Source organism: Pseudoduganella sp. jia 12, assembly GCF_055502675.1.
In genome coordinates this window covers 191960-213533 of sequence record NZ_JBUXKP010000010.1, presented here as the reverse complement: position 1 = coordinate 213533, position 21574 = coordinate 191960, and the positions used below count along the sequence as shown (strand labels likewise).

Annotated in this window: 16 protein-coding genes; 8 read left to right on the top strand and 8 right to left on the bottom strand. The window is 67.5% G+C overall.

What is annotated here, in order from left to right; all coding sequences use genetic code 11:
- Positions 1-120: 120 nt before the first annotated feature.
- Both ACY65G_RS22010 and ACY65G_RS22005 read right to left on the bottom strand, forming a co-directional pair.
- Positions 121-1143, bottom strand: a complete 1023-nt coding sequence (locus ACY65G_RS22010) for an AraC family transcriptional regulator (protein WP_464999430.1) — start codon at positions 1141-1143, stop codon at positions 121-123.
- The gene (locus ACY65G_RS22005) at positions 1140-2051 is read right to left on the bottom strand and encodes a GGDEF domain-containing protein (protein ID WP_464999429.1); all 912 of its coding nucleotides are present in this window, start codon (positions 2049-2051) and stop codon (positions 1140-1142) included. Before ACY65G_RS22005 ends, ACY65G_RS22010 begins: the two co-directional genes overlap by 4 nt.
- A 251-nt stretch (positions 2052-2302) precedes the next feature.
- Here ACY65G_RS22005 and ACY65G_RS22000 point away from each other — a divergent pair, with 251 nt between their 5' ends.
- From ACY65G_RS22000 to ACY65G_RS21975, 6 genes are all read left to right on the top strand, one after another.
- A complete protein-coding gene (locus ACY65G_RS22000; RefSeq protein ID WP_464999428.1) occupies positions 2303-4840 on the top strand; it encodes a TonB-dependent receptor in 2538 nt (845 codons plus the stop codon).
- Positions 4840-6669, top strand: coding sequence for a phytase (locus tag ACY65G_RS21995; protein ID WP_464999427.1), 1830 nt, complete (start codon positions 4840-4842; stop codon positions 6667-6669). Before ACY65G_RS22000 ends, ACY65G_RS21995 begins: the two co-directional genes overlap by 1 nt.
- 461 nt (positions 6670-7130) lie before the next feature.
- Complete coding sequence (locus ACY65G_RS21990; RefSeq protein ID WP_464999536.1) at positions 7131-8423, top strand: NCS2 family permease; 1293 nt, start codon at positions 7131-7133, stop codon at positions 8421-8423.
- 391 nt (positions 8424-8814) lie between these two features.
- A complete protein-coding gene (locus tag ACY65G_RS21985) occupies positions 8815-9294 on the top strand; it encodes a hypothetical protein (protein ID WP_464999426.1) in 480 nt (159 codons plus the stop codon).
- Complete coding sequence (locus ACY65G_RS21980) at positions 9287-11074, top strand: glycoside hydrolase family 2 protein (protein WP_464999425.1); 1788 nt, start codon at positions 9287-9289, stop codon at positions 11072-11074. The genes ACY65G_RS21985 and ACY65G_RS21980 overlap by 8 nt, the downstream gene beginning before the upstream one ends.
- A gap of 105 nt (positions 11075-11179) precedes the next feature.
- Complete coding sequence (locus tag ACY65G_RS21975) at positions 11180-12463, top strand: glycosyltransferase (protein WP_464999424.1); 1284 nt, start codon at positions 11180-11182, stop codon at positions 12461-12463.
- A gap of 117 nt (positions 12464-12580) precedes the next feature.
- On the opposite strand, the gene ACY65G_RS21970 is transcribed toward ACY65G_RS21975, so the two are convergent.
- Positions 12581-13516: an NAD(P)/FAD-dependent oxidoreductase gene (locus ACY65G_RS21970; RefSeq protein ID WP_464999423.1), complete on the bottom strand. Its 936-nt coding sequence runs from the start codon at positions 13514-13516 to the stop codon at positions 12581-12583.
- Positions 13513-14307 carry a hypothetical protein gene (locus ACY65G_RS21965; RefSeq protein ID WP_464999422.1) on the bottom strand — a complete coding sequence of 265 codons (795 nt, stop codon included), beginning with the start codon at positions 14305-14307 and terminating at the stop codon, positions 13513-13515. The genes ACY65G_RS21970 and ACY65G_RS21965 overlap by 4 nt, the downstream gene beginning before the upstream one ends.
- A 246-nt stretch (positions 14308-14553) precedes the next feature.
- On the opposite strand from ACY65G_RS21965, the gene ACY65G_RS21960 reads away from it, so the two are divergent.
- Positions 14554-15588 (top strand): alpha/beta hydrolase, encoded by a 1035-nt coding sequence (locus ACY65G_RS21960; RefSeq protein WP_464999421.1) that lies wholly within the window; start codon positions 14554-14556, stop codon positions 15586-15588.
- A gap of 27 nt (positions 15589-15615) precedes the next feature.
- Here ACY65G_RS21960 and ACY65G_RS21955 read toward each other — a convergent pair whose 3' ends face one another.
- On the bottom strand, positions 15616-16770 hold the full coding sequence (locus tag ACY65G_RS21955) for a DNA topoisomerase IB (protein ID WP_464999420.1): 1155 nt from the start codon (positions 16768-16770) through the stop codon (positions 15616-15618).
- 157 nt (positions 16771-16927) lie between these two features.
- Between ACY65G_RS21955 and ACY65G_RS21950 the strand changes: the two genes are divergently transcribed.
- Positions 16928-17674, top strand: a complete 747-nt coding sequence (locus ACY65G_RS21950) for a DUF481 domain-containing protein (protein WP_464999419.1) — start codon at positions 16928-16930, stop codon at positions 17672-17674.
- Between the two features lie 78 nt (positions 17675-17752).
- Here the strand turns inward: ACY65G_RS21950 and ACY65G_RS21945 are convergent, their stop codons facing one another.
- Genes ACY65G_RS21945 through ACY65G_RS21935 form a run of 3 tightly spaced genes read right to left on the bottom strand, consistent with a single transcriptional unit; the run spans position 17753 to position 21572 of the window.
- Positions 17753-18058 (bottom strand): hypothetical protein, encoded by a 306-nt coding sequence (locus tag ACY65G_RS21945; RefSeq protein WP_464999418.1) that lies wholly within the window; start codon positions 18056-18058, stop codon positions 17753-17755.
- Positions 18059-18060: 2 nt separating this feature from the next.
- Positions 18061-20622: a cbb3-type cytochrome c oxidase subunit I gene (locus tag ACY65G_RS21940; protein WP_464999417.1), complete on the bottom strand. Its 2562-nt coding sequence runs from the start codon at positions 20620-20622 to the stop codon at positions 18061-18063.
- Entirely contained in the window at positions 20619-21572 is a 954-nt protein-coding gene (locus ACY65G_RS21935; protein WP_464999416.1) for a cytochrome c oxidase subunit II, read from the bottom strand. The genes ACY65G_RS21940 and ACY65G_RS21935 overlap by 4 nt, the downstream gene beginning before the upstream one ends.
- Between the last annotated feature and the right edge of the window lie 2 nt (positions 21573-21574).

The window sequence follows — 21574 nt, the reverse complement described above, 5'->3', positions numbered from 1 at the left end:
GGAAATAGTGTCCGACACCGGTTTCCCGCTGATGCAGCTGTTCGCTGCTGAACACCGGTGTCTGACACCGGTTTGCCTCTGCGGTTTGCCTTGGCGTCCGCCGCACCGCGTGCGACCACCCTACCCCGCCAACCCCGCCCGCAGCAGCCACGGCGTCACCCCCGTCCACCGCTTGAACGAGCGCCGGAAATTCGCGGCATCGTGAAATCCGAGATATCTCGCCACGGCATCGTTATCCGCCCCCTGCGCATGGAACATCCACAGCGCGACATGCGTGCGCACCCCGTCGAGCTCCGCCTGGAAATGCGTGCCGTGCCGCGCGAGCTGCCGTTTCAGCGTGGCCGGGCTCACGCCGAAGTCCGCGGCCGTGCGCTCCAGCACCGGTGCCGTGCGCACCCGCTCCAGCAGATAGTCGTACAGCGCCGCCAGCAAGCCTGGTGGCCGTTCCGTCTCGCCCTCGGCAGCGCGCAGCGCCAGCGCGGCGGCCAGTGCGCTACCCCGTGGCCATGGCCGGTCCAGCCACGCGGCCTCGATCAGCATCGCATCGAACTGGCAATCGAAGCGCAACGCACCGCCCAGGTGCACGTGGTGCTGCTCCACATGGCGCGGCGCCGCGCGGTTGAAGCAGAAGCGCCATGGCAGCCGTTCGCCGCCCAGCCAGCGGCACAGCGCGACCACGGCCGTCATGTGCATCTCCACCAGTGCCGGCCGAAGGCCGGGAGCGCCGTGGCTGTCGACCCAGTACAGGGCCGCCATGCCGTCCCACGTTTCCAGGCGCGGCCGCGACAGGGGCGTCAGCCGCGCATGCCAGCGGCACAGGATCGCCAGCGCGTCGCGCAAGGTCGGGGCCTGCACCAGCGCGTTGCTGGGTGCGCCGTCGTGGCCGGGCAGCATTTGCTGGCCCAGCATGAAGCTCGTGTCGGCGCTGTCCAGCGCGCGCAGCGCGTTCGACAGCAGCTGCAGGTACTGGGCGGGCGATACCAGCCCGTCCGGTGCCAGCGCATCCAGCCCCGTGCCGCGCAGGACCGCCGCCTCGCCGATATCGCGCGAACGGGCATATTCCAGCACCAGCGCCGGTTGCAGGCATGCCGGGATCGACGGTTCGGCGGCGCCGCGCCACTGGATCACTCGTCCACCTGTCAAGCGTCCACCTGCCGGCACAGGTCGGCGAGCACCATGTCCGGCGTGCGGCCGCGCGTGCCGCCAGCCTGCGCGCAGCTGTGCCGCAGCGACAGCGCGATGCACGCGCCGCCGCTGCCGATGCCGCTTCCGCTTCCGCCAGCGGCATGGTGCCGCATCGCCGCCACCATCAGGCACAGGTGCCGGGCCGCGTCGCCTGCCGCCGCGTCGGACAGGCCAGGCATCAGTACCGCGAACCGGTCGCCCGCATAGCGGCACAGCAGGTCGTCGTTGCGCAGGTTCAGCAGCAGCATGTGGCTGACGGCCTGCAGCACCCGGTCGCCCTCGGCCTGGCCATGCTCGCGGTTGATGCGGTGGAAGCCGTCGATGTCGAGGAGCACCAGCGCGCAGGCGCCAGGATTGCGTTCCAGTTCCCGCGCCAGCTGCGCACGCAGGTAGCCGGCATCGGCCAGCTGTGTCACGCGGTCGAACGCGCGGTGGTCGCGGAACAGCCGCTCGCGCTTCTTCAGGTGCTCGGTCAGGCTGGCCTGTTCCTGGCGCCAGTACACCATGCCGACCGTGAGGACGACCATGCCCACCGGGACGAGCGCTTCCAGCGCGTTGTCCCACAGCGCTGCCTTGTCGATGGCCAGGAATTCATCCATGCAGTCGGCCCACGAGCCGAGCATGATCGCGGCAAAGCCGGCGGCGAGCAGCCGTGTCACGCGGCCGTCGGGGCGGCTGCCCAGCACGATCAGGCCCCATGCGGCGGCAACGAGCGCCGTACCGCCCTCGCTCGCCACGTCGAACCATTTCCATGTCTCGACCGGCTTGACGGTGCCGGCGGTGGCATACAGGAGGGCGATGGCCGTGCCGGCAAGGCAGGCGGTGGCGAAGTGGCGCTGGATCGCGCGGTGCTGGTTCGTCTTCATGACCGGCCACCTTAACGTGCCGTTGTGACAACGTGATGACGCCTTGCCGATATCCGGGGTCAGGGCGTGGCACGCCGTGGCAATCCCGCCCGGGGTGCGATCGGCTCACCGGTGGCCGTGTTTTCGCGCCGGCGGCACGGCCTGCCCGGCCCTGCCCGCGGCGGCGGCCGGGTCAATTCAGCTCATGGTTGCGGTCATGGTGTCGAAAGCGGGCCGAAAGCGGGCCGCCTGTCACCGATCGGTCACATGGGATGCCTAGAATCCGCCGCAACTTCAACCACCGGATCGATGCCATCACCATGCGACACCTAGCCATCCCCGCCCTCGGCCTGCTGGCCGTCACGGGAGTCCACGCCGCCGGCGACCCGACCGTCGTCATCGCCGGCCAGCGCGTCAGCCTCGCTAACGCCATCGCCGCGCAGGAAAAGGCCGACAACATCGTCAGCGTCGTCTCCAGCGACGGCATCGGCGGCCTGCCCGACAAGAATGCCGCCGAAGCGCTGGCCCGGCTGCCCGGCGTGGCCGTGCAGCGCGACCAGGGCGAAGGCCGCTATGTCAGCGTGCGCGGCCTGGGGCCCGACCTGAACGCGGTCACCATCAACGGTGCGCTGGTGCCGTCGCCGGAAGCGGGCACGCGCGCCGTTGCCCTGGACGTGCTGCCCGCGGGACTGATCCGCAGGCTGGAAGTGTCGAAAACGCTGACGCCCGACCAGGATGCCAATTCCCTCGGCGGCACCGTGGAAGTCAAAACGCTGTCCGCGTTCGACCTGCCGGGCGCCCTGCTCGTGGCCGGCGCCGGCGCCAGCCACGACACGAACACGCACCGCAACAGCCCGAATGCGAACCTGCTGTGGGCGCAGCGCTTCGCCGGGGGCAGGCTGGGCGTGGCCGCCGGGCTGTCCGGCGAAAAGCGCAAGTTCGGTTCCGATAACGTGGAAACGGGCGGCGCATGGCGCGGCGACCGGCTCGAAGGCTTCGAGCTGCGCGACTACCTGCCGGTGCGCGAGCGCCGTGCCGCCGCGCTGAACGTCGACTGGCGCCCCGACGCGGCCTCCAGCTATGCGCTGCGCGCCTTCGTGAGCCGGTTTTCGGACGATGAGGTGCGCGACCGCCTCACGGTAGGCAACGTCGAGAACGACGACCTGGCCGAAGGCGAAACGGACGACGCACGCCTGGAACGCCGCCTGCGCCAGCGCAAGTACACGCAGGAGATCCGCTCCCTCACGGCCAGTGCCGATCATCGCTTCGACGACTGGCGCGTGCATGCCGAGGCAACGGCGAGCCGCGCCACCGACGATGCGCCGGAATCGATCAACGACGCCCGCTTCCGCGGCAGCTTCGGCGGCATCGGCTTTACCAATACGATGGCGCCGCGCCTCGTCGCGCCGGCCGCCGCCTTCGATCCTGCCAGGTACAGCCTGAACGCGATCACGCTGCAGCAAAGCTATGCAAGGGACCGGGCCAGGGCCCTGCGGCTGGATCTCACCCGCGAATTCGACGATGGCTTCGCCGTGAAGTTCGGCGCCAAGTCCAGCCGGCGCGACAAGGACAACGACACGAACCAATGGGCGTATGACAGCGGCAATGCCGCCAGCGCCAGCTACTGGGGCGCCGGTACGCGCTCGATGAGCGCCTTTGTCGGCACGCACCAGCTCGATTACGCGTTCGGGCCGATCGGCACCGCGCTGGACCCGGCCGCGATCCGCGCGCGCGTGGCTGGCCTGCCGCGCGCCGGTGCGCAACTGGCGGCGGAGTCGGCGCTGGACGATTTCGCCCTGGTCGAGGATATCGATGCCGCCTACGTGCAGGGCACGCTGGCGCGCGGCGCCTGGTCGCTGCTGGCCGGCGTGCGCGCCGAGCACACGCGCTTCGAGGCGGCGGGCCGGCAGATCGAGATGCTGGAGGACGATGGCGAGTCCATCACCTCGCGCCGTGCCGGCCGCTCGTACACGAACTGGCTGCCGACGCTGCAGGCGCGCTACGACCTGGATCGCACGACGGCCGTGCGTGCCGCGTGGAGCAATTCCGTGGTGCGCGCCAACTTCGGCCAGCTCGCGCCCGGCATCAGCCTGGACAGCGCGACGGAAGCCACGATCGGCAACCCGGACCTGGCCCCGCTGAAGTCGCACAACCTGGACCTGGGCATCGAACGGGTGCTGGGCAACGACGGCACGATTTCCGCCTACGTGTTCCACAAGGACATCAAGAACTTCACATATGCGACCAACCTGGCCGGCAGCGGCCGCTGGGCAGGCTACACCACGGCCACGTCGTACGCCAACGGCGACAGCGCGACGGTGAAAGGCATCGAACTGGCTTGGCAGCAGCCGCTGCGCATGCTGCCGGCGCTGTTCGACGGCCTGCTGGTGGGCATCAATGGATCGCTGACGCACTCGCGTGCGGCGATCGACAGCTTCGACGAGGATGCGGGAACGCGCGTCGGCCGCTCGATCCGCCTGCCCGGCCAGTCGAGCCGCGTGGCCAACGCGATGATCGGCTACGAACACGGGCCGCTCAGCACGCGCCTGGCCGTCAACCACAAGTCGCCCTACCTGCTGGAACTGGGCGAGAACGTGCTCGATGCCGGCGCCGACCGCATCGTGGACAGCCAGACCCAGCTGGACTTTTCGCTGTCATGGCAGATCGACCGCCGCTGGCAGCTGTCGTTCGAAGCGAGCAACCTGAACAACGAAAAATACTATGTATACCAGGGCGTCAAGTCACGCAACGTCCAGTATGAACAATATGGCCGCACCTACAAGATCGGCCTGAAAGCGAGCCTGTTCTGATGAAAAACTTTGTCATGATGTCGTTGCTGGCCACGGTCTTCGCCGCCGACATTGCCCACGCCGCCCCCGCCGCGCCGTTCCCGGCGTCTGCCGCGGCGGACGCGCGCGACCTGGCGCCGCTGCCCGGCGGCTGGCTGGTCCTGGAAAAGACTGCGGTGCGCCTCGTCGATGCGGCGGGAACCGGGCGGGCGAGCCTGGCCGTGCGCGGGCGCCAGCTCGACATCCGTACGCAAGCCGATGGCGCGGCACTGGCCATCGTCATCGATGCCAATGCGGAACGGGCCATCCCGCTGCGCATCGACGGCCGCGCCGGCCTGCTGTCGGCCCTGCCCCCGCTGCCGGAAACGGGCTACGGCATCGAAGCCGCCTGCCTGTACCGCGACGCCCAGCGGCTCACCTACGCTTTCCTGGTCGGCAAGGATGGCCAGGCGGAGCAATGGCTGCTCGATGGCGAAGCGCCGCGGCGCGTGCGCCGCCTGGCCCTGCCGCCGCAGGTGCAGCACTGCCGCGTCGACGATGCCACCGGCACGCTGTACGTGGCCGAGGAAGGATCCGGCGTATGGGCCTACCGCGCCGACGCCGAAGGTGCGCCGGCGCGGCAGGCGGTTGACCTGGCGCCGCCGTTCGGCAAGCTGGCCGGGGGCGCGCAAGCGCTGGCCGTGGTGCCTGGCGGTGTCGCCGCCACCGATGGCAAGGGCACGCTGCACGCATGGCGCCGCGACGGCGCCGCATGGAAACCCGTCGCGGTGGCCGGCAAGGGCATCGGCCATCTCGCCCGGGATGGCGCCGGACGGCTACTGGCGCAGAGCGGCAAGGTCTGGCGCACCGTGGACGTCGCCATGAAGGCTGCCGCGCCCGCCGCGCCGCTGCCCATTGTCGTCCCCCGCGCGCAGACGGAGCCGGTGGCGCGGGCCGGCGACGCCGCCGACGACCCGGCGATCTGGCGGCACCCCGTCGACCCGGCCGCTTCGCGCGTGCTGGGCACCAACAAGAAGCAGGGCCTGCTCGTCTACGACCTGCAGGGCCGGCAGCGCCAGCTGATCGAGTCCGGGCGGCTGAACAATGTGGACGTGCGCCAGGACGTGGCCTTCGGTGCCGAACGCTTCGACCTGGCACTGGCCACCCAGCGCGACGACAACCTGATGGTGCTGTTCACCATCGGGCCGGACGGCACGGTCGCCGAGGCGGCACGGCTGCCGACGGAACTGGACGAGATCTACGGCGCCTGCGTGGCGCGCCCGGCCGGCGGCGGCCTCGACGCCTTCGTCAACGACAAGGATGGCCGCTACCTGCACTACCGGATCGACCGTGCCGGTGGCGCGTTCACCGCGCGGGTCGTGCGGCGCTTCCGCACCGAAACCCAGCCGGAAGGCTGCGTGGTCGACGAGGCGAGCGGCCTGCTGTTCGTCGGCGAGGAGCGGCGCGGCCTGTGGGTGACGGGCGCCGGTGCGGACCAGGAGCCGCGACTGTCGATGGTGCTGCCGGTCGGCGGCCTGCTGCGGGCCGATGTCGAAGGCGTCGGCGTGTACCGCGGCGCCGCGCGCAGCTATGTGGTCGTGTCCAGCCAGGGCAACGACAGCTACGTGGTGCTCGATGCCGCGCCGCCGTTCACGGTACGCGGCGCGTTCCGGATCGGCGTCAACGTGGAAGCCGGCATCGACGGCGCTTCGGAAACGGATGGCCTGGAAGTGACCTCCGCGAACCTGGGTGGCCCGTACGCGCGCGGCATGCTGGTGGTGCAGGATGGCTACAAGCGCATGCCGGACGGGCCGCAGAACTTCAAGCTGGTGGCCTGGGACGACATCGCCCGCGCCCTCGGCCTGGACTGACAGCGCGTGAAACTGCACTGAATGCGCCGCTGCCTGCCGGTTCGCCGGCGGGCCGTGGCGTACACAGGCGTACGCGGCCAAACGACCTTCCGAGCTTTCGCACCGCCGGATGCCGCGCCGTTGCGGCGCGGCCATCCACGCGCCCGGCAAGCGCTCCATGGCGCCTGTCGCCTCTTCCCCATTCCCTGCCGCACCGGCGACATTCCCATTCACCTGCGCCACGTCACGATGCGCCTGCCCAGCGGCAGCGTGCTGTTCGATGAGCTCGCATTCGCGTTCGGCGCGCGGCCCGGCGCCAGGCGATGTGTCACAGGAAAACGTTACTATTATAATTATGCAACACTTATTGCTATATTGGTGTGCAAATGACTTCGCTGCCGGGAGCGGGTGGTATGCTTCGCCCCAACAGGTACGACTGGGCACAACAATGAGCACAATACTGGGGAGAGCGCGACGTGTCGATTGCTGAAAAACTGTTCAAACTGAAGGACGCGGGAACGGATGTCCGGACCGAGGTGGTCGCCGGCGTCACGACCTTCCTGACGATGGCCTACATCATCTTCGTCAATCCGGCGATCCTGGGCGACGCCGGGGTGCCGAAGGAGGCCGTGTTCGTCGCCACCTGCCTGGCGGCCGCGCTCGGCACGCTCATCATGGGCCTGTATGCCAACTACCCGATCGGCATGGCGCCGGGCATGGGCCTGAACGCCTACTTTGCTTATGCCGTCGTGCTCGGCATGGGCGTTCCATGGCAGACGGCGCTGGGCGCCGTGTTCATTTCCGGCTGCCTGTTCCTGTTCATTTCGATCTTTGGCTTGCGGGAAATGATCGTCAAGGGCATTCCCGCTTCGCTGCGCACGGCCATCACCGTGGGCCTGGGACTGTTCCTCGGCCTGATCGCGCTGAAGAGCGCCGGCATCGTGACCGCGAACGCGGCAACGATGGTCACGGTGGGCGACCTGCACAAGGCACCGGCCCTGATGGCCATCGTGGGCTTCCTGCTGATCGTGGCGCTGGACCGTCTGCGCGTCAAGGGAGCGATCCTCATCGGCATCGTCGTCGTGACCGTAATGTCGTTCTTCTTCGGCGGCAATACCTTCCACGGCATCTTTTCGGCGCCGCCCTCGCTGGCGCCGACGTTCGGGCAGCTCGATATCGCCGGCGCCTTCGGCACCGGCATCCTGAACGTGGTGCTGGTGTTCTTCCTCGTCGAACTGTTCGACGCGACAGGCACGCTGATGGGCGTGGCCGCCCGTGCCGGCCTGCTCGTGGAAGGCAAGATGCAACGCCTGAACCGCGCGCTGATGGCGGACAGTACCGCGATCGTCGTCGGCTCCGTCATGGGCACCTCGAGCACCACGGCCTACGTGGAGAGCGCTGCCGGTGTGCAGGCCGGTGGCCGCACGGGCCTGACGGCCGTGGTGGTAGCCCTGCTGTTCCTGGCCGCCCTGTTCATCTCGCCGCTGGCCAGCGTGGTGCCCGCCTATGCCACCGCGCCGGCGCTGCTGTTCGTTTCCTGCCTGATGCTGCGCGACCTGGCGGACGTGGAATGGAACGAAAGCACGGAAAGCATTCCCGCCGCCGTCACCGCACTGCTGATCCCCTTCACCTATTCGATCGCCCACGGCATCGCATTCGGGTTCATCACCTATGCGGCACTGAAGCTGCTGACCGGCCGCGTGCGGGAAGTCAAGGCCGTCGTCTGGGTCATCGCCCTCGTCTTCCTCTTCAAATACACCTGGCTGGGCGCGTAGGAAACCGGCCCGTGCACCGGCCCGTACCGCAACGGGCTCGGCCTGCCACGGGCTGGCATTGCGAAAACCTGCTTTCGCGGTGTCAGCTCGTAACCACGTATACTGTCAGACCCCTCCTACATCATCGTAACCGCTGGTTAGCGTCCTCCCATAGCAGCGGCGCTGCGCCCCGCGTTGTGACCATAAGTTACGAACTGATGAGTCGAAAAGCTTGACTCTTGCCGCGCGGAATTGAGTTATAGCGAGGTCAATACTTGATAGGATGTCCACTCGAAGCCATCGAGAACGGAACCTGTCACATGACCCTCCCCATGCACATTCATGTGCAGCACACGACGAACGCGCACGCCAGCGGGCTGGTCGTGCCGTCCGTCATGATGCCGGAGGCCGCATGAGCATGGCGGAGCGGACACCGGAACGCTTTCCCGGTTCGCCTTCGGCGATCCCGGCGGTGGTACGCGGGTACTCGACCCTGCCGGCCATCGCCGGAAACAACTGCGCTGCCCCAGCCTGCGGTGCACCCGACGCGCGCCGGACCGGCAAGCCGATGGTCGACTCCCATGACAGCCTTCGCGGCGACCACACCGCAGCGATCGTTGCGTCCGATGAACCGACCGAATTGCTGCGCAAGGATTCTTTCGTGCACGGCGCCCGCCTGGCGGGTGCCGGTCGCGGTGAAGCCTGCGCGGCGTTATGCCGTACCGGCATGGCTGCCGCCGCGGGATGGCGCGCCGTACCGAGAGCAAGCGCAAGAGCAAACGCAGGAGTGAATGCCGCCGCGAAGCTGTCGATTCCCGCATCCCTTGATGCCAGGACCCCGATGTCCATATCGAATAATGGCCCGATAACTAAAAGAGGATCCCATGAGTGACTTCGAATATCCGCGACCGCAGCTTGTCCGCGACAAGTGGCAGAACCTGAACGGCGCCTGGCAGTTCGCCTACGACGACGACCGACGCTACTGTCGCCCCGACGAGGGCATCGAGTGGACGCACCAGATCCAGGTGCCGTATGCCCCCGAGACGAAACTCTCCGGCATCCACGACACGGGTTTCCATACCGTGGCGTGGTATCGCCTGGAGTTCGACTTGCAGGACCGCGGCGAACGCACGATCCTGCATTTCGGCGCCGTCGACTACGAAGCCAGGGTCTGGGTCAACGACCGGCTCGTGTGCACGCACCAGGGCGGCCACACGTCGTTTTGCGCGGACATCACCGATGCGCTCGTCGAAGGCCAGCGCCAGGTGATCGTGCTGCGCGCCGAAGACGATCCGCACGACCTGGCCAAGCCGCGCGGCAAGCAGGACTGGCAGCTCGAGCCGCACTCGATCTGGTATCCGCGCACCACCGGCATCTGGCAGACCGTGTGGCTGGAACAGGTACCCGCCACTTACCTGAAGGCGATCCGGTGGACGCCGCACTTCGACGGTTTCGAGATCGGCTGCGACATCCAGGCCGCCGGCGACCGCCGCGAGAAGCTGACGGTGGAAGTGAAGCTGTGGCACGGCGAAGTGCTGCTGGCCGACGACGAATACAAGCTGATGGGCCAGGAAGCGCACCGCAAGATCGCCATTTCCGACCCCGGCATCGACGATTCGCGCAATGACCTGCTGTGGAGCCCGGAAAAGCCCACGCTGCTCGATGTCGAACTGACCCTGCGGTGCGACGGCATCGAACTGGAAACGGTACGATCCTATACAGCGCTGCGATCGGTGGCCATCAACCGCGACCGGTTCATGCTCAATGGCAGGCCCTACCCGCTGCGCCTGGTGCTGGACCAGGGTTACTGGCCCGACAGCGGCATCACGGCACCGGACGACGCGGCGCTGAAACGCGATGTCGAACTTGCCAAGCTGATGGGCTTCAACGGCGTGCGCAAGCACCAGAAGATCGAAGATCCGCGCTACCTGTACTGGGCCGACAAGCTGGGCCTGATGGTGTGGGAAGAAATGCCGTCGGCGTATTCGTTCAGTCCGAAGTCGATGACGCGGCTGATCAAGGAATGGCAGGAAGCGATCGAACGGGATTACAGCCACCCCTGCGTGATCGTGTGGGTGCCGTTCAACGAATCGTGGGGCGTGCCGAACCTGACATCGATGCAGGCACATCGGAACGCCGTGGAAGCGCTGTATCACATGACGCGGATGATGGATTCGACGCGGCCGGTGATCGGTAACGATGGATGGGAAGCGTCGGCCACCGACATACTCGGCATCCATGACTACGACAGCGACCCGCAGCGCATCAAGGCGCGCTACGAAGTCAGCGATCCGGCCCGCACGCTGTTCGACCAGCGGCGTCCAGGCGGCCGCATCCTGACGCTGGACGGCTTCCCGCACCGCGGCCAGCCGATCGTGCTGACGGAATTCGGCGGCATCGCCTTCGACACGTCGGCGCCGGACATCGACACGTGGGGGTATTCGCGGGCGATGACGGCCGACGCGTTCTACGAGCAATACACCGCCCTGCTGAAGGTGGTGAACGAGACGCAAATGTTTTCCGGCTTCTGCTACACGCAGTTCGCCGACACGTATCAGGAAGCAAACGGGCTATTGAACGCGGACCGCACGCCGAAGATCCCGTTCGAGAAGATCAGCGCCGCCACTCGCAGCGTCCAGCTCGTTGCACAGGATCCGCCGGAACCGGCCTGATCGGCGCAAGCATTGCTGCCCGTCTCCGTGAGATGGGCAAACAGTAAGCAGCACCCACAATTCACGACTCACAATTAACGACCCGTTACGGGCAAGGGAGAAACCATGTCGACCATTATCGTGTTTTGCCACCTGCGTTGGGACTTTGTCTTTCAGCGTCCACAGCACCTGCTGACCCGCCTGGCCAAGCATTACAAGATCGTGCTGGTGGAAGAACCCATTCATCACCAGGGCGAAAGTTTCATGAAGACGTGGCAGCCGGCGCCGAACATCACCGTGTGCCAGCCGCACACGCCGGTGCAGCAGCACGGCTTCCACGACGACCAGATTCCGCTGGTGCAGCCGATGGTGGCCAAGCTGGTCCCGGAAGGCGAGGATCCGATCGTGTGGTTCTACACGCCGATGGCGCTGCCGCTGCTGCCGCAACTGCATGCGAGCCTCGTCGTGTACGACTGCATGGATGAACTGTCCGCCTTCAAGAATCCGCCGCGCCAGCTACTGCAACGCGAAACCGCGCTGCTCAATATCGCGGACCTCGTGTTCACGGGCGGCCCGAGCCTGTATGAAGCGAAGAAGAACCGGCATTCGAACGCCCATTGCTTCTCGAGCTCGGTCGACGCGAAGCACTTCGCCCATGCGCTGGACCGCGAAGCCAGCCATGCCGACCAGGCCCATATCCCCCATCCGCGCCTGGGCTTCTATGGCGTGATCGACGAGCGCTTCGATACCGAGCTGACGGCCGAGATCGCCGACGCCAATCCGGATTGGCAGATCGTGCTGGTGGGCCCGGTCGTGAAGATCGATCCCGCGCACCTGCCGCAGCGCCCGAACATCCACTACATGGGCCAGCGCGGCTATGACGACCTGCCGAAATTCCTGGCTGGCTGGGATGTCTGCCTGATGCCGTTCGCGATCAACGAAGCGACCAAGTTCATCAGCCCGACCAAGGTGCTGGAATACATGGCCGCCGAACTGCCGATCGTGTCGACGCCGATCCGCGACGTGGAACAGCCTTATTCGCACGTGGTGGCGATCGGCCACACGGCCGAGGAATTCGTTGCCCACGTCGAGGCGGCGCTGGCACAGACGGCGGAACAGACCGCCGAGATGGAGCGCAAGATGCGCGACGTGGTGGCCAAGACGTCCTGGGAAAACACGGCCGCCCGCATGCGCGACCTGATCGAGTCCACCACGCCGGCCCGCAAGTTCGAGCGCCTGACCGCGCCGGAAATGGTGTACGAGCAGCCGCATGCCGCGCCGAACGTCAACCCGCTGCGCACGCCGGTCACGGCGCCGAAGGTCGGTAGCCTCATGGGTGGTGTCGCCGCTGCCGCTTACCAGGTCGCACCCGCTTCGGCTTCCGTGCAGGCCGCGGCAAAGGCGGAGTAACGCAACAGGACACGGGAGCCTGGCGGCTCCCGTTCAACGACAACGGCGGCCATTGGCCGCCGTTTTTTTTCTGTATTGCTTCTATGCCGCGCAACGTCGCCGGCACTACGCCATCCGTTATCCGTTCTCGCATCCCGCACGCCGCCGGAATTGCCAGGGCAGTGCGTTATGGATCGCGGTCGCGGCAACCGCTGCCTGGCCGATTGCCACGCTGATCTGGTTCAGGCCCAGTACCACGTCGCCGATGGCGTACAACCCCGGCACGGTGGTACGCTGGTGATCGTCGACGATCAGCTTCTCGCATTCGCCGCACGCCGCGCCAAGCGCCTGCGCCAGGGCGGAACGGGCCTTCTCGCCCAGCATCGGGTAGAACACGTCGAACCGGTGGTCTTCGCCGTCCTCGGTATGGAGCACCGGTTCCATCGCATCCGTCAGCGTCACGCCCTTCAGCGGCGAAGCCACGTAGCGCACGCCCGCAACGCGCAGTCTTTCCGCCTCTTCGCGGGTCAGCGGCATGCCGGCTTCCCGCTCGAACAGCGTGACATCGCATGAAAACGTGCGCATGAACAATGCATGGCCGGTGCGGTTATGCGGCTGCGAGGCGACCGCCACGCGCTTATCGAGGATATCGTAGCCGTCGCACACGGGACACAGGCGCACGGCGCCTGCCGCCACGGCCTCGACCCAGCCTTCGACGGGCAGGCCGGCATCGGCGACGCCGGTCGCCAGCACCACGACCGGCGTGCGGATCTCGCCGCCTTCGTGACGGGCGACGAACACGTCGTCCACCTTGTCCAGCGCGGTGATCTCGAGATCGTCGACGGTGCCGCCATAGCAGTCGAGCTGCCGGCGCAGGCGGCCGAGCAGCTCGTGGCCCGGCACGCCGCCGGGAAAGCCGGGATAGTTATGGCTGATGGGGATCAGCGACAGGCGGCTGTGGCCCTTGTCCGCGACGATCACGTCGCGGCGGAAGCGGCGCAGGTAGATGGCGGCGGTGAGCCCGCCGGGCCCGCCGCCGATGACCAGCGCCTCGCACGTCCTGGTGCTGCTCACCGGGTCGTGCCGCCCGTTCCGGAGGTGCCGGTCGAGGTGCCGGACGTGCCCGTTGCGGTACCGGAAGTGCCCGAGGTACCCGTGGCAGTGCCGGACGTACCCGTGGCCGTGCCGGACGTACCCGTGGTCGTGCCGGACGTACCCGTGGCAGTACCGCTGGTACCGGTCGTCATGCCGCTGCCGGTGGCGCCCGTGGCGGAATTGCCGGACGTCGTACCGCCCGCCTGCGTACCGAGCGTGCCGCGCGTGGTGGCCGAGCGGTTCGTACCGGCCGGGGTGGCGCTGTTGAGGGTGCCGGTCGCGGTCCTGGCCGCCGGCGTGCCCGTCGGGTTCATCGTGCCCGTTGGGTTCATCGTGCCCGTTGGGCTCATCGTGCCAGTTGGGTTCATCGTGCCCGTTGGGTTCATCGTGCCGGTCGCACCCGTCGTGCCCGGCGCCCCGGTGACATTGGGCACGTTCGTCGGGCCGATCGTCGTGGGCGACGAACCAGTCTGCCCCTGCGACATCGTGGCACCACTCGTGGTGTTCCCGACGGTACCCAGAGGCGTCGTGACGCCCGGGGTACCGATGGTGCCCGTAGTCGGCGGCGTGACGCCGTTCACCGGCGCCGGGCCGGGAGCGCTGCGCGTGGCTGCCGGCACGGCGCCTGCGCCGCGATTGACGCTCGAGTTCACTCCGGTATTCACGCCCGTGTTGACCTGGCCACCGGCGGCTGGCGTGGTCACGGTTTGCGCGCTGGCGGCGGAAGCGGCCAGCATGGCCGCGACCATCAATGCAGAGTTCATCTTCATGACGTGCTCCTTTGAATTTATCGGTGCGCCGATTCTGTCACGGCCAGCCCTGGACGGCCGTAGGAGGACGCCGCATGGCGCGGTCGGATGGGTTCTCGCGCACACGGTATTGCAGCCCATGTGTGCGACGGCGAACACGTCGCCGCCTTTGCCGGATGCAGGGAGTTTCCACGGTGAACTGGCGCACGGAGGACATCGGCAAGCCCGATGATTCTGTCGACACGACAAGCACACAGGAAAACCTTCATGAAGAACCATGCCATGTCCCTGGCCGTCGCCGGCCTGGCCGCCACCACGGCCGCCTTCGCCCTCGACAGCGCCGAACCGCCGATGGCCGAGCCGCGCATGCAGAAAGTGCTCGAAGCGCTGGCCACGCTGGGTGGCAGGCCGGTCGAGACGCTCACGCCGCAGGAAGCGCGCCGGCAACCCACTGCCGCGGATGCCGCGGCGAAAGTGATGAAGGACGACGCGATTCCCGCGCAAAAGGACGGCGTGACGGTAAAGCGGCGGGACATCGAAGGCACCGGCGGCAGGATCCCGCTGGCCGTCTATACGCCGGCCGGCAAGGGGCCCTTCCCCATCGTCGTGTACTTCCATGGCGGCGGCTTCGTCATCGCCGACACGAAGACCTATGAGCCGTCGATCAGGGCGATCGCCGCCGGCGCGAACGCGGTCGTCGTTTCGGTCGACTACCGCCAGGCACCGGAGCACAGGTTTCCGGCCGCGCCGGAAGACGCCTTCACCGCCTGGCAATGGGTGCTGGCCCATGCCAAGGAGGTGGGCGGCGATCCCGCCCGCGTTGCGGTCGCCGGCGAAAGCGCCGGCGGCAACCTGGCCGCCGTGGTGTCGCTGATGGCACGCGACAAAGGCGTGGAGGCGCCGGTGCACCAGCTGCTCATCTACCCGGTCGTCAGCGACGACATGAGCACCCCTTCGTACCAGCGCAACGCCAATGCGAAACCGCTGAACAAGGCGATGATGCAGTGGTTCTTCAGGCACTATGGCGCCGATCCGCAGAATCCCCATGCGCTGCCGCTGAAGGCGGACACGCTGGCGGGCCTGCCGCCGGCCACGGTGATCACGGCCGAGATCGACCCGCTGGCCAGCGAGGGCGAATCCTATGCCGAACGCCTGAAGAAGGATGGCGTGAAGGTCGACTACCGGCAGTTCGACGGCGTGACGCACGAATTCTTCGGCATGGGCGCGACGGTGCCGAAGGCGGTCGATGCGCAGAAATTCGCCATCGAAGGCTTGAAGAAATCCTTTGAAGCGAAGCGCTGAAGCGAAGCAGAGAGGCGTGGCGGCCGCTCAGGCGGCGGCCGCCAGTACCCGCGCCGCCTTGCGTGGCGCGCTGCGCTTGCCCTTCTTCCCGTCCTGCGCCGGCTTCAGCGCTTCAGCCGCTTTCGCCAGCCGTTCCTGCAGCAGTGCCAGCACGGCGGCTTCCTCCGGCTGCAGCGCATGCAGGTCCTTGCTGAACTCCTCTTCGGCGCGGGCGCGCAGCGCGGCCAGTTCGGCGCCGTCCATGTAGGCTTCCAGTACCGCCGGGTGCACGTAGCATTTGCGGCACACGGAGGGTGTATTGCCGAGCTTCATGGCCACCGACTCGATCGCCCGCACGACGTTTTTCTTGGCCTGCGTCTCGGAGTCGAACTTCTCGAAGGCCTGCAGCGCCAGGGCGGCCAGCACCGTGCCGGACCAGGTACGGAAGTCCTTGGCCGTGTAATCCTCGCCGGTCACGCCGCGCAGCCAGTCGTTCACGTCCGACGAGTCGAGCGAGTGCGTCGTACCGTCGTCATCCACGTACTGGAACAGTTCCTGGCCCGGCAGGTCGCGCATCCGCTCGATGATGCGCGCAAGTCGCCGGTCGGCCACCTTCACGTCGTGGAATACGCCACTCTTGCCCCGGAACCGGAATTCCACCTCGCGGCCGTCGATCCGGACGTGGCGGTTGCGCAGCGTCGTCAGGCCGAACGACTTGTTTTCCTTTGCATATTCCTCGTTACCGATGCGCATCATCGTGTGCTCCAGCAGGTAGACGACGGTGGCCAGCGCCTTTTCGCGCGGCAGGCCGGGCAGCTTCAGCGCCGCGTCCACGGCGTGACGGATGGCGGGCAACGCCTGGCCGAAGGCGATCATGCGCTCGTACTTCACTTCATCGCGTACGCTGCGCCAGCGCGCGTGGTAACGGTACTGCTTGCGGCCCCGCGCATCGCGGCCGGTAGCCTGCAGGTGCCCGTTGGCCTGCGCGCAGATCCATACATCGGTCCATGCCGGCGGAATCGCCAGCGCCTTGATGCGGGCCAGCGTGGCTTCGTCGTCGACGCGGCCACCATGCGCATCGGCATAGCGGAAACCGCCGGCGGTGGCGACGCGGGACAGGCCCGGCTTGCTGTCGCTGACATAGCGCAGCCCCGCCGCGCGCGCCGCCAGCGGGGGATCGGTGACCAGTTCTTCGGGTTTCATCGCAGCTCCTCAAGGTGAAGGCACTATGGCAGCGTGCAAAACATCCTTCCGTACGGTAGGCAACATCCGTGCCTTTATCACAATAGCGGATGCGGCAGGCGCCGCGCGGCTGGGGTACAATGCTGGTCCCCACGTTTTAACGAGCCGCAGACAGCCAATGACTTCACGTTCTGTCCTCATCCTTGCGCTGGCCCTCGGGCATGGCGCAGCGTTCGGCGCCGACACGATCGAAGAACGCACCTGGAACACGTCCGCCGAACTGGGCGCCATCACCACTTCCGGCAACACGACCGGCACTTCCGTCACCGGCAAGATCGACGCGCGCCAGGAGCTGGAAGACTGGAGCAACCAGTACATCCTGTCGGGCTTCTTCAAGGAAGACCAGACGCAGTCGAACGACGGCAACAAGCGCTACGTGCGTTCGGCCGAGCGCTTTGCCCTGTCCGCCCGCGCCGCCTACAAGCTGATGGAGGAAGGCGAGCGGCTGTTCGTGCTGGGTTCCCATGTCGACGACCGGTTCGGCGCCTATTCGCGCTATTCCTCGGTTTCGGTCGGCCGCGCCAAGCGGCTGCTGAAGTCGGACGACAAGATCGTCGAAGTCGAACTGGGCCCGGGCTATTTTTCCGGCGTGCGCGCCACCGGCGAGGAAGAAGATGGCGTCACGGTGCGCGGCGCGGCGAACATGCGCTGGCAGATCAGCGATGCCGCGCTGTTCACGCAGACGCTCGCCGTCGAGAAAGGCACGTCGAACACGCATTCCGTGGCCGAGACGGCACTGTCGACCAAGATCAACGGCACCATGCAGATGAAGGCCGCCTTCAGCGCCCGCAACGATTCGAACGTGCCGGTCGACAAGAAGAATACCGATACGCAGACGTCGCTGACGCTCGTCTATTCGTTCTGACCGCGCGCCGGCGCCTGGCGCCGGCCTGCATCGGTCAGCAAGGAATCGCTCAGCCAGGAATCGCTCGGCCAGGACTCTTCAGCCACAGCGCCCGAAGACCAGCAGCGGCATCGCGCTCCACGCGATCGCGGCAAGCGCCAGGATGGCGCCGCCCAGCCGCGCCATGTGCAGCACGCTGCGCGGCGCTGCTCCACCCGAGCGCCATGCCTTCCACGCGAGCCAGCCGGCGGCGGCCAGCGCCAGCAGCGTGGCGCCAAGCAGCACGGCCCATGTCTCGCGCCGGCAGCCGCTGGCCGCGTACAGGTAGCAGAAGAAGAAATGACCGGCCCACAGCAGCAGCGGCGCGGTACCCTGGTACAGCTTGCGGAAGAAGCGGTCGCCCATGTTCATCCCATCAGCCGGGGCCAGACATGCACCGCGATGCCGATGACGGCACCCTGCAGCACGGTGTAGTACCAGATCAGCGCCGTGTTATCGAGCGATCCGCGGCTGTGCGGCGTCAGGTGCCGGCACTGCGAACGGGCGATGACATACACGCCGGTGATGACGCACAGCAGCGCATGCAGGCCCTGGTAGGCAAGCATCACCGCCACCGCCGCGCTCCACGCATGGCTGGTGGGACTGAGCCCGCTCTGCAGCTGCCCCGCGAGTTCCAGCCCGAAGCCGGCGGCCACCAGCACGACTGCCGCGCCGAGCAGCCACCGCAGTCCTCCCTGCCGCGCCGCCAGCGGCCGCCGCCGGGCCAGGGCCAGCAGCGCGCCGCTCCCCAGCAGCAGCGCGAACGACAGGCCCGCCATCCACCCGCCGGGAAGCCGGGCGCCGGGTGGCGGGCACACGTCGAGCCGCATCGATACGTGCACATAGGTGAACACAAAGGACAGGAACACGCCAGCGTCGACGATCAGCATGATGATCGTGGCCCACCATGAATGGCTGGCGGCGCCGGTGGCACCCACGGGCAGCATGACGTCATCGTGCGCCGCATCCTCGCCCACCTTCACTTCCCGGCAAGGCGATGGCCTGTCCTGTTCCCACAGCCACGCCAGCAGCGTCACGATCGCAACGATGCCGCAGATCCATGCGACCAGCGTCTGCTCCGCCGTCAGCAGCAGGAAGAAGCCGGCCGTGCCGGCGGCCGACAGGAATGGCAGCCAGCTGTCCGTCGGCAGCACCAGCAGGTAGCGCAGGCGGGCGGCGACCGGCGTGGTCACGATGGTTTCCCGCCGGCCCGTGACGGTGCCGGGCATCCAGTGCGCGCCCTGCTCCACCTCGCGGGACAGATCCGGATTGGTCCACAACGGGTCGGCCGAATCCACCTGCGGGATACTGCGCGTGGCATACGACTCCGACGGCAGCCATTCCAGCGTGCCGGCATTCCAGGGATTGCCGGGATCCTGTTCCTTCTTCATCAGTGCGCGCACCATGCCGCCGAAGAAAAGCGCGACACCGGCGGCGAAGATGAACGCGCCGACCGTGGACAGCATGTTCAGCAGCTCCCAGCCCAGCCCGGACGGATACGTGTACACGCGGCGCGGCATGCCGAGCAGGCCGGTGATGTGCATCGGGAAGAAGGCCAGGTTGAAGCCGCCGAACATCAGCCCGAACGACCAGCGCGCCACCCGCGCCGGCACCGCGTGCCCGTTGACCAGCGGCAGCCAGTAGCACAGCGCGGCGAACAGCGGGAACACCATGCCGCCGATCAGCACGTAATGGAAATGCGCGACGATGAAGTAAGTGTCGTGCACCTGCCAGTCGTAGGGCACGACGGCCACCATTACGCCGGTCAGCCCGCCCAGCACGAAGATGAACAGGAAACCGAGGATGAACAGGGCCGGCGGCGACATTTTCAGGCGGCCGTGCTGCGCGGTCCCGTTCCACAGCGTGCCGATCCAGGCAAAGAGCTGGATCGCCGTGGGCACCGCGACGGCCATGCTGGCGGCGGAGGCGAAACCCGCTTCCAGGTGTCCCAGCCCCGTGGTAAACATGTGATGCGCCCACAGCCCGAAGCTGAAGAAGCCCACCGCCACCATCGCGACGATGACGACGCGCCGCCCTACCAGGGCGGTGCCGGCGATCGTCGGGATCATCGTCGACACCATGCCCGCCGCGGGCAGGAAGATGATGTACACCTCCGGGTGCCCGAAGAACCAGAACAGGTGCTGCCACAGGATCGGGTCGCCGCCCCGGTCGGCGATGAAGTAGGGCCAGTCGAATGCCCGCTCCAGTTCCAGCAGCGTGGTGGCGGCGATCACGGCGGGGAAAGCGAACACGATCATCACGCCCACCACCAGCATCGCCCATGCGTAGACGGGCATGCGCGCCAGTGTCATGCCGGGCGCGCGCGTAAAGAGAATGCCGATGATCAGTTCGATGGCGCCGGCGATCGCCGAGATCTCGATGAAGCCGATGCCGAGCAGCCAGAAGTCGGCGTTCAGCCCCGGCGAATACGCCTTGCCCGTCAACGGCGGGTACATGAACCAGCCGCCGTCCGGCGCCAGCCCCACGAACAGCGTGCAGAAGAAGCCCAGCCCGCCGAACGCATATGCCCAGAAGGCATAGGCGGACAGCCGGGGAAACGGCAGGTCGCGCGCGCCCAGCATGCCCGGGAGCAGGTACACGGCCACCGCTTCGACGACGGGAATCGCGAACAGGAACATCATCACGGTGCCATGCATCGTGAAGATCTGGTTGTAGGTGCCGGGCCCGAGCAGGTCGTTTTCCGGCACCGCCAGCTGCATGCGGATCAACAGTCCCAGCACGCCGGCCAGCACGAAGAACAGCAGCGACGTGCCGATGTACAGCAGCCCGATCGTGGTGTTGTTGACGGACTTGAGCAGTCGCCAGCCTTGCGGCGTGCGCCAGACATCCTCCAGCCGTTTCAGTTCTTCCGGCGGACGTGGCAGCCGGTTGGGCAGCGCTTTCAACGGGTGGCGTTCCTTTCTGCTCATTTCAGCGACTCCAGCCATGCCGCCAGCGCGCGCAGTTCATCGCCCTGGAGGCCGGTGGCGGCGGGCATGCGCACGCCCGGCTTGTGCGACTGGGGATCGGCGATCCAGCCGGCCAGCGTACCCTGGTGGGTGGGCAGCGTGCCGGCCGCCAGGTACAGGCGGCTGCCCACGTGGGTCAGGTCGGGGCCGGCTGTTTCGCGGTCCAGGATCCCCCCTGTCACGCCGCGCACCGCGTGGCAGGCGTCGCAGCGCCGCTCCAGGAACGCCTGCCGGCCGCGCGCGAGCTGCGCGGTAGCGGGTGCCGCGGCCGGCCTGGCCTGTGCGGCCAGCCATGCGTCGAATTCGGCCGGCGGCTGCGCCACCACGTGCAGCGCCATCTTCGCGTGCTGCGCGCCGCAGAATTCGGCGCATTGCCCGCGCCACGTGCCGGGCCGGTCCGCCTGCAGGGTCAGGCCATGCACGCGGCCGGGCACCATGTCGACCTTGCCGGCCAGCGCGGGTACCCAGAAGGAGTGAATGACATCGCTCGTCGTGAGCGCCAGGTAGACGGGCCGGCCGGCGGGAATGCGGATCTCGTTGGCCAGCACCACGTCGCGCCCGGTCGCGGGATCGATGTAGCGCACCTCCCACCACCACATCTTCGCCGTGACGGCCACGCGCAGCGGCGTCAGCGACGATGGCTGCGACAGCCCCGCGGTGCTGGCCAGGCTCCATGCCAGCAGCGCCGTCAGCACGACCAGGGGCAGCAGCAGGCCGCCGCCGACGATCCACACGCGCGAACGCACGGTGCCGCGGGCATGCAGCGCCCGCACCACCAGGACCATCACGCCGGCGAGGATCACAAAGGACCCGATGGTCATCGTCCAGCCCAGCTGGTCGATCAGGTGCGCATCCGGCCCGGCCGGAGCGAGCGCCGACTGCCGCGGCGCCGGCCCCGTCACCGCTGTCATCG